Origin of the sequence: Streptomyces sp. NPDC059371, assembly GCF_042751995.1 — a bacterium.
In the GTDB taxonomy this organism is placed as follows: Bacteria; Actinomycetota; Actinomycetes; order Streptomycetales; family Streptomycetaceae; genus Streptomyces.
Map to the genome: position 1 here is coordinate 1 of NZ_JBHYXD010000174.1, position 8,516 is coordinate 8,516.

The following is an 8,516-nucleotide window of genomic DNA, read 5'->3' on the forward strand; positions in this document are numbered from 1 at the left end:
CCCCGCGCTCTGACCCCGCGCCACCCCAAAGCCCACAGCTCGCGCGTCAGGGGGGGTGTGAAGTTTTTATACCGCACCCCGCCGGGGGGCGAAACCGCGGGCCCCATGCCCGTTTCTTACGCCCGCGGCCGCTTCTCTTACGCCCCCGGCCGCTTCTCTTACGTGGTTCTGCCAGCCTTCACGGGCCAGCCACCTGCCGTTTCCTGTGACCTGCGTCACAAAATGAGGCGTTCCGGGCAACCAGTCCGTACTTCCAGTCGTCTCCTAGGTAGCGATTGAGGTGATAAGAGGGAAATGTGCTTGCGGCATTTCCTGAAACAAGGGGGAAACGTGACGCAACCTGACGTGACCATCGTCATCGGGGCGTACGAGGCAATGCCATATCTGATCAAGTGCCTGGAATCCGTGGAGGAGCAGACGCTCGGCCCGGAACGGATCGAGATCGTCGCCGTCGACGACGGGTCCACGGACGGCACGGGGGAGTATCTGGAACAGTTCGCCGAGCGGACGGCCATGTCCGTCACGGTGATCCGGCAGGCCAACTCGGGCGGCCCCAGCGGCCCGCGCAACGTCGGCCTCGGCAAGGCGCGGGGGCGCTACGTCTTCTTCCTCGACGCCGACGACTACTTCGGCCCCGAGGCCCTGGAACGCATGGTCGCCATGGCCGACGAACAGGGCACGGACGTCGTGCTCGGCAAGGTCGTCGGGGTCAACAGGACCGCTCCGAAGTCGATGTGGGGCAAGACCCTGCCCCGTACCGACGTCTTCTCCTCGAACGTCAAGTTCACGCTCAGCGCGCAGAAGCTCTTCCGCCGTGACCTGCTCACCCGGCACGGAATGGTCTTCGACGAGTCGCTGAAGACCGGCGAGGACGCGCTGTTCACGATGGAGGCCTACCTCCGCGCCGACGGCGTCTCCGTGATCGCCGACTACGACTGCTACCACCTGGTCGGCCGCGACGACGGCAAGCACGTGACCAAGAGCGGCGGCTACAGCCTGCGCTTCGACTCGGCCCGCGCCCTGATGAACCTCATCGCGGAGTACGTGCCCGCCGGACCGCGCCGCGACAATCTGATGATCCGGCCGTTCCTGATCACTCTGCTCCCGCAGTTCGGTCCGGGCTTACTGAAGCAGAGCGAGAAGGTGCGCGGCCACAAACTCGAACTGGCCAAGCCGCTGATGGACGCCTACTGGCACGAGGGCGTCGCCCGACGGCTCAAGGTCCACGAGCGGCTGCGGCTGCACCTGGTGGCCCGCGGCCGGGGCGATCTCCTCCTGGACGTGGTGGAGTTCGTCAAATCCAAGAAAGCCCCGGGGATAGTGCTGGAGTCACGCGGCCGCAAGGTCTACCTCGCCTACCCGCACTTCCGCGACGCCGCCGCGGGCATCCCGGACAGTTGCTACGTCCCGACCACCCGCGAGACGGTCACCATCGAGGGCTTCAAGCCCCGTCCCGCACCCTTCCGGCGCCTGCGCCGAATGGCCCGGCGGATCCTCGGCCCCCGGCGCTGACAGCGCGCCCCGAGGCTCCTGGCGGCGTCCGTCAGGAAACCGCCGCCAGGAGGTACCCGCCCCCGTGCCGACCGCCCGGCCGCGCTACTGGCGGCCCGCCTGCAGCGCCTTGCGCAGAGGCCGGCCCACCGCACGCCTCGCCAGCCGGTAGACCGAGCCTCCGGGCGTTCCCGCCGGCCCGGGGGTGAGCCTCACCGCCCTGGACTTGCCGGTCAGCTCCCGCTTCAACCGGACGTTCTCCGTGGACAGTTCGGTGATCCGGCTCTGGAGGAAGCCGAAGCGCGTGGTGAGCGAGGCGATGTCGGCGTCGTTCCAGGGCCGGACTCCGGGCGGGAAGGCCAGGGAGCGGATGCGCTCCTCGTGGGCCGCGCCGCCGTCGCCGTGCGTGAAGGTGTTCTCCAGGCCGTTGCGGGTGAGGAACCCGGTGAAACGCTCGAAGCGCTCCTGGTGTCCGCGCGTCAGCGGGCCGAAATCGGCCTCCGCGTACAGCTCGGCCGGATCGAGGTCCGCGGCCGGTTTGGTGATCGGCCGGTGCGGGATCTCGAAGTAGCGGCACAGCTCCAGCGTGCGGGAGTCGCCGCACAGCACCGTCGCGGGTGTGCCGGCGAGCAGCGCGGCGATGTTCCCGTGGATGCGGGAGCCGAACGAGAAGTCGAAGTCACGCAGATCGTCGATCCAGGTGACGGGATCGATGTAGACGCGGACCTTGTCCTCGCGGAACATCGGGTGGTCCGGATGCGTGGGCATCGCGGTCACGGCGCCGTTCGGGTCCGACAGGTCGCGCCAGTGCAACTGCCGCGCGTCGCTGAGGTTCTGGCCGATGAACCGCAGATGCGGATAACGGGCGTGGGCGTTGCGGACGATCGGGTCGAGGCCCTGCGTCCGCATCGCGCTGTGCGAACCGTTGACCGCGATCCGGGACTCGGGCCCGAGGGTGCCGGCGCGCTTGCGCACGTCGAGCCGCTCGCCGTACATGAACAGGGAGGGGCAGCCGATGACCTCCACGTCCTTGTAGCCCATGTCCCGCAGATACTTCTCGGTGAACTCGCCGCGCACCCCGATGGACGCGCTGCGCTCGAGCACCGCGGAGACGAACTCCCGCACGGCGGGCTCGATCGGCTTGAGCCGCGCCGGGTTGTAACTCAGCCCGGTCTGCGCGCCGATGCCCGGGACGATCACCGGGATCTTCAGCTTGCCGATGAGCCGCGTCAGTCGTCTGAGCTGCGGCTCGAACGAGGGCCGGAACGCGTTGGCCAGCGGGACGACGAACGCGTCGAACTCGTCGTTGATGCGGCCCGCGGCGGCCACGTCGGTGCGGATGCCGTTGGACACGACCTCGGTGCGCGGAGTCTCGAGGATCTTGTGCGTGGCGTCGCTGAAGATCAGGTTGCCCGAGTTGGTGGCGAAGACGTCCTGATGGAGAGCCTCTTCCACGGGGACCACGTCGTAGGGGCTCTTGCCCGATCTCAGGAGTATGCGCGTCACGGGGGGAACGTTAGGTGGCACAGTCTTCAACTTGACTTTGCAGTGCCTTTAATTCCCATGAGGAACCCGTACGACCTTTTCCGCATACGCGGCTCGTGATCACGCAACTACGCGGCGCCGTCCGTCTGCTGGACCGGCGGGCCGCAGGGCTTCCTCTTCGCGTAGATTGCGGGGCGGGGCACCGGGACCGACGCGAGGGGACACACCGCAGGTGGCAGCGGCAAGGCAGACCGAGACGCACGCCGACAGGGACGCTGTGGCGCAGGCCCACAGAATCATCGTCAAGGTGGGCTCCTCCTCGCTCACCACCGCCTCCGGCGGCCTCGACGCGGACCGGGTCGACGCCCTCGTGGACGTCCTCGCCAAGGCGCGTGACGGAGGCGAGAAGGAGATCGTCCTCGTCTCCTCCGGTGCCATCGCCGCGGGCCTCGCGCCGCTCGGACTGCGCCGCCGCCCCAAGGACCTCGCCCGCCAGCAGGCGGCCGCCAGTGTCGGCCAGGGCCTCCTGATGGCCCGCTACACCGCCTCCTTCGCCCGCTACGGCATCCGCGTCGGGCAGGTGCTCCTCACCTCCGACGACACCAGCAGGCGCGCCCACCACCGCAACGCCTCGCGCACCCTGGACAAGCTCCTCGCGATGGGCGCCCTCCCGGTCGTCAACGAGAACGACACGGTGGCCACGGACGAGATCCGCTTCGGTGACAACGACCGCCTCGCCGCCCTCGTCGCCCACCTCGTACGCGCCGACCTCCTGGTCCTGCTCTCCGACGTGGACGGGGTCTACGACGGCGACCCCGGCAAGCCCGGCACCTCGCGGATCGCCCAGGTGCGCGAGCCCGCCGACCTCGCCGGCATCGAGATCGGCAGCACGGGCAAGGCGGGCGTCGGCACCGGCGGCATGGTCACCAAGGTCGAGGCCGCCAGGATCGCCGCCGCGGCCGGCATCCCGGTGGTCCTCACCAGCGCCGTCCACGCCGCCGACGCCTTCGCTGGCCGGGACACCGGCACCTTCTTCCACGCCACCGGCAAGCGGTCGGCCGACCGGCTGCTGTGGCTCCAGCACGCCTCCACACCGCAGGGCGCGCTCACCCTGGACGACGGCGCCGTGCGCGCGGTCGTCGAGCGGCGCACCTCGCTGCTGCCCGCGGGCATCGCGGGCGTCGAGGGCGAGTTCATCGCGGGCGACCCGGTCGAGCTGCGCGACGGTACGGGCCGGGCCGTCGCGCGGGGGCTGGTGAACTTCGACGCCAAGGAGATCCCCCAGCTCATCGGCCGCTCCACCCGGGAGCTGGCGCGCGAACTGGGCCCCGCGTACGAGCGCGAGGTCGTGCACCGCGACGACCTCGTCCTGCTTAACCCGTAGCCCGCCGAACCCGTGGAACGTGCGTCTTGCCGGGCGCGCTCGTGAGACGCGCGTCCCGGCCGGTGGATGTCACGGCGGCCCCATCCGCCCGGCACCCGAACCGGCGTCCCAGGCGCATCGCCGAATCGGCTGTCCACTACATCCGTAAATGGCCGAATCCCCCGCCCCCACCGGTGGACGTTCCGTAAAACCGCCACACGGCGGCTTCTCACCTGCTCAACTTTGTGGCAGGGAGAGTCCGGGATTCGGTACGACGATCGGGTAAAGGAGGCCGTCGTGAGACGAGTGCGCCCTGGGGTGGCGGCGTCCCGCGGTGGTACCGCCTCCCGCGCGGTGGGCGAGGAACGAGCCCTGACCAGTGTCGCCGCCGGCGACACCTACGGCGGCGGGCAGCCCGCCGACCAGCCCCGGCTCTGGCACGTCACGCTGAGCGTGTCGGGTGGCGAGGCCCCGCTGACCGAGGTGCGACGCGGACTGGAACAGCTCGCCCACGACCACCCCTTCCTGCTGACCAGCCGCTACGCCAACGACCACGCGGAGATCCGCTACTGGGAGGAGGCCCGCGACCTGCACGACGCGGCGGCCGTCGCGCTGCGCCTGTGGGGCGAGCACCGCCAGACCGCCAAACTCCCGCCCTGGGAGATCGTCGGCCTGGAGGTCATCGACCGCGAGACCTACCACCAGCGGATCGCCGAGGGGTACGGACCGCTGCCCGCGACACCTGTCGGGGTTCATCCCTTTTGAGCCTGTCTCGCCGAATGGGACAACCGCCGGACCGGCCCACCGGGCGCACTACCCTTCCCCCATGACCACGCTCTCGCCGTACGACTCCATGTCCCCGGTGGCCCAGGCCGCCTATCGCGCGAAGTCCGCCGCCGCCGACCTGGCGCCTCTGCCGCGGGCCGAGAAGGACGACGCGCTGCTCGCGATCGCGGACGCGCTGGAAGTCCGTACGAGCGAAATCGTCGCCGCCAACGCCAAGGACATCGCCAAGGCCCGCGAGGCCGGGACCAGCGAGAGCATCGTCGACCGGCTCACGCTCACCCCCGAGCGCGTACGCGCGATCGCCTCCGACGTCCGCGACGTCGTGGCGCTGCCCGACCCGGTCGGCGAGGTCGTCCGCGGCTCGACGCTCCCGAACGGCATCGACCTGCGCCAGGTCCGCGTCCCCCTCGGCGTCGTCGGCATCATCTACGAGGCCCGCCCGAACGTGACCGTCGACGCGGCCGCCCTCTGCCTGAAGTCCGGCAACGCGGTCCTGCTGCGCGGCTCGTCCTCCGCCTACGAGTCGAACACGGCCCTCGTCCGGGTCCTTCGCGACGCCGTGGGCGGCGCCGGACTGCCCGCCGACGCGATCCAGCTCGTCCCCGGAGAGGGCCGCGAGTCGGTCCGTGAGCTGATGCGCGCCCGCGGCCTGGTCGACGTCCTCATCCCGCGCGGCGGCGCCTCCCTGATCCGTACGGTCGTCCAGGAGTCCACCGTCCCGGTCATCGAGACCGGCACCGGCAACTGCCATGTGTACGTCGACGCGAACGCCGACCTCGACATGGCGATCGACATCCTGATCAACTCCAAGGCCCAGCGGCCCAGCGTCTGCAACGCCGCCGAGACCCTCCTGGTCCACCAGGACATCGCCGCCGACTTCCTGCCGCGCGCCCTGGACGCCCTCGCGGACGCCGGGGTCACCGTGCACGCCGACGAGCGGGTCCTGGCCTTCGCCAAGGACTCGAAGGCCACCGTCGTGGAGGCCACGGCGGAGGACTGGGACACCGAGTACCTCTCCTACGACATCGCGGCGGCCGTCGTCGACTCGCTCGACAAGGCCGTGGCGCACATCCGGCTGTGGAGTTCCGGCCACACCGAGGCCATCGTCACCACCTCGCAGCAGGCCGCCCGCCGCTTCACCCAGCTCGTCGACTCCACGACCGTCGCCGTGAACGCCTCGACCCGCTTCACCGACGGCGGCCAGTTCGGATTCGGCGCCGAGATCGGCATCTCCACGCAGAAGCTCCACGCGCGCGGTCCGATGGGACTGCCGGAGCTGACGAGCACCAAGTACATCGTCACGGGCGACGGCCACATCCGCCGCTGAGACACCGGCGGGCGCCGCGGGCCCTACCCCGGCGCCCCAGGAGCCGGAGGCGGCCCCGCGCGGTCGTACGGGCCCGTCCCGGCCCGGCGAGCGCCGGGGCGCGCGGGGTGAGCCGGTGCCGGGCGCCGGGGCGCGCGGCGGACGGTTCACGGCCCGCGGTCCACTGAGGCGCCGCCCCTCCTGCGGACGAATTTCCGTACCGTCTGCCCAAATTGACCCCTCAGGTCTACTCTGGATCCGTGCCGGAGGACGTGGGGGGCACGCCGTTCCCTGACGGCTGGGAGCCCGACGACGACCACGACCGCGGGGGCGCGGACGAAGAGTTCGCCTCCGTGGTCTTCGACGAGGACTTCGTAAGGGCGGCGGCGTTCCACGAGCCGACCGCCGTGGAGCGGCTGCTCGCGGCGGCCCAGGCCCGCGCGGAGGCCTCCGAGGCCGAGGCGCGCCGGGCGCACGCCCGCGGCGCCCGAGGCGACGACGAGCGCTACGACGACGGCTTCGGCCCCGACGACCACGGCGACTTCGCGCACGATCCCGACCTGGACGACCCGGACGACTCCGAGGTCCTGGAGGGCCGTCACGGCTTCCCGGGACCGTACGGCCGGCCCTACGGCAAGCAGACCCGCTGGCACCGCCCCGTGGCCTGGCTCCTCGCCCTGGTCATGGGCATCGGCATGGTCGCCCTCGCCTTCACGGCCGTCTACCGAGGCGCTTCCTCATCCGGCAGCCGGGACCAGATGCCCTCACCCGCCTCCTCCGGCCTCGAACAGGGCCGGGAGAAGGTCACAGGACCGGGCCCCTCCGCCTCCTTCGGCCCGCCCCGGCCGACGGTGTCCGCGGTGCCGCGGACACCCTGACGCCGGTTCCGTCGCCGGAGCGCCGACGTCCGTCGCACAGCGTGACCGTCATGGTGGGAACCTGTCAGAACTTGTCGCGCACCACAGCGTTTACCGGAGCCCCGCAAGACCTACTCTGAAGGTATGGGCGGGCCTGGAGACCCACCTGAGGGGACACCCGAGGGTGCTCCCGCCGGTGGCGAGGACGAGTACCGATCCGTCGTCTTCGACGAGTCGTTCGTCCGCGCTGCCCGCCTCCAGGAGTTCTCCGCCCAGGAACGCATGGCCGACCACAGCCCGGCCGTACGCCGGCGTCCGCCCCTGCAGCGCGGACTGTCCCGGCAGGCACTGATCCTCGTCCTGCTGATAGCCATGGCCTTCGGCACCGCGATCTACATGGGCGTACGCCACCCGTACCCGACGACCCCCGCCACCCGGTCGGCCGAACCGCTGCGCATGACGGTGATCCCGCTCGCCCCGCAGGCCGCCGTCCCCGGCTCGGCCAGTACCGACGCGCTGTACACCGGCAGCCCCGCCGCCCAGTTCCGCACCGGAGCCGACGGCATCACCATGCCCGCCGTCCGGCGCACCGCGCACTTCTCCGACAGCCAGGTCGTCACCGCCCTGACCACCGCCAAGGACTACCTCGTCGAGTCGTCCCTCGACCCGAGCGTCCTGACCGGAGGCGCCACCCGGCCCGTACGGATCCTGCTCGACCCGCGGCAGCTCGACCAGTTCGACCGGAGCTTCGAGCACCCGGCCGCCGACGGACGGCACGCCCCGACCGGCTGGCTGATCCGCTTCGACGCGACCCGGACGCAGCTCGCCGACAAGGGGATCCGGGTGCAGGGCACCCTCCAGGCGGCGGAGACCGACGCGAACACCCTGGAGGTCGTCGCCGACCACACCTTCGTCTACGCGCTGAAGCCGGCCGGCGCGAGTGCCCAGGCCAAGGCCTCCCTGTTCACCGTCCGGCGCGAACTGACCTTCCGCTTCGACCGCGACGACCTGCGGATGCACCAGGCCGAACTGACGGTGTCCTACGTCCAGGCCGGCCCGCTGTCCTGCTCCGACGACTCGGTGGGCCGGCTGCGGCCGCTGCTCGCGGGGGAGACGGCCAAGGCGGGCGGCCCGGCCGGTACCGACCCGTACGCCACCGGCAGTGCCACCGCCGTCTGCGGTTCGCTGGCCAGGAGCGCGCAGCCGAAGCTGTAGCCGGACCGCCGGG

The 8,516-nt window shown here is 71.1% G+C and carries 7 protein-coding genes; 6 read left to right on the forward strand and 1 reads right to left on the reverse strand.

Features of this window, described 5'->3' with window-relative positions:
* The first annotated feature begins 294 nt into the window (after positions 1–294).
* Positions 295–1,512 carry a glycosyltransferase family 2 protein gene (locus tag ACFXGX_RS42430; protein ID WP_384803595.1) on the forward strand — a complete coding sequence of 406 codons (1,218 nt, stop codon included), beginning with the start codon at positions 295–297 and terminating at the stop codon, positions 1,510–1,512.
* Positions 1,513–1,596: 84 nt separating this feature from the next.
* Here the strand turns inward: ACFXGX_RS42430 and ACFXGX_RS42435 are convergent, their stop codons facing one another.
* On the reverse strand, positions 1,597–2,997 hold the full coding sequence (locus ACFXGX_RS42435; protein WP_384803598.1) for a polysaccharide pyruvyl transferase family protein: 1,401 nt from the start codon (positions 2,995–2,997) through the stop codon (positions 1,597–1,599).
* Positions 2,998–3,253: 256 nt separating this feature from the next.
* On the opposite strand from ACFXGX_RS42435, the gene proB reads away from it, so the two are divergent.
* From proB to ACFXGX_RS42460, 5 genes are all read left to right on the forward strand, one after another.
* Positions 3,254–4,360, forward strand: a complete 1,107-nt coding sequence (gene proB, locus ACFXGX_RS42440; RefSeq protein WP_384803611.1) for a glutamate 5-kinase — start codon at positions 3,254–3,256, stop codon at positions 4,358–4,360.
* Between the two features lie 285 nt (positions 4,361–4,645).
* A complete protein-coding gene (locus ACFXGX_RS42445) occupies positions 4,646–5,104 on the forward strand; it encodes a hypothetical protein (RefSeq protein WP_384803614.1) in 459 nt (152 codons plus the stop codon).
* Between the two features lie 61 nt (positions 5,105–5,165).
* Positions 5,166–6,452, forward strand: coding sequence for a glutamate-5-semialdehyde dehydrogenase (locus ACFXGX_RS42450; protein WP_384803602.1), 1,287 nt, complete (start codon positions 5,166–5,168; stop codon positions 6,450–6,452).
* 212 nt (positions 6,453–6,664) lie between these two features.
* A complete protein-coding gene (locus ACFXGX_RS42455; RefSeq protein ID WP_384803605.1) occupies positions 6,665–7,309 on the forward strand; it encodes a hypothetical protein in 645 nt (214 codons plus the stop codon).
* 123 nt (positions 7,310–7,432) lie between these two features.
* Positions 7,433–8,503 carry a hypothetical protein gene (locus ACFXGX_RS42460; RefSeq protein ID WP_384803608.1) on the forward strand — a complete coding sequence of 357 codons (1,071 nt, stop codon included), beginning with the start codon at positions 7,433–7,435 and terminating at the stop codon, positions 8,501–8,503.
* Positions 8,504–8,516 lie beyond the last annotated feature (13 nt).

Bases quoted from the DNA above. Each gene is read 5' to 3' on its own strand.
- ACFXGX_RS42430 (WP_384803595.1), top strand. From the start codon at position 295: ATGTGCTTGCGGCATTTCCTGAAACAAGGGGGAAACGTGACGCAACCT.
- ACFXGX_RS42450 (WP_384803602.1), top strand. From the start codon at position 5,166: ATGACCACGCTCTCGCCGTACGACTCCATGTCCCCGGTGGCCCAGGCC.
- ACFXGX_RS42460 (WP_384803608.1), top strand. From the start codon at position 7,433: ATGGGCGGGCCTGGAGACCCACCTGAGGGGACACCCGAGGGTGCTCCC.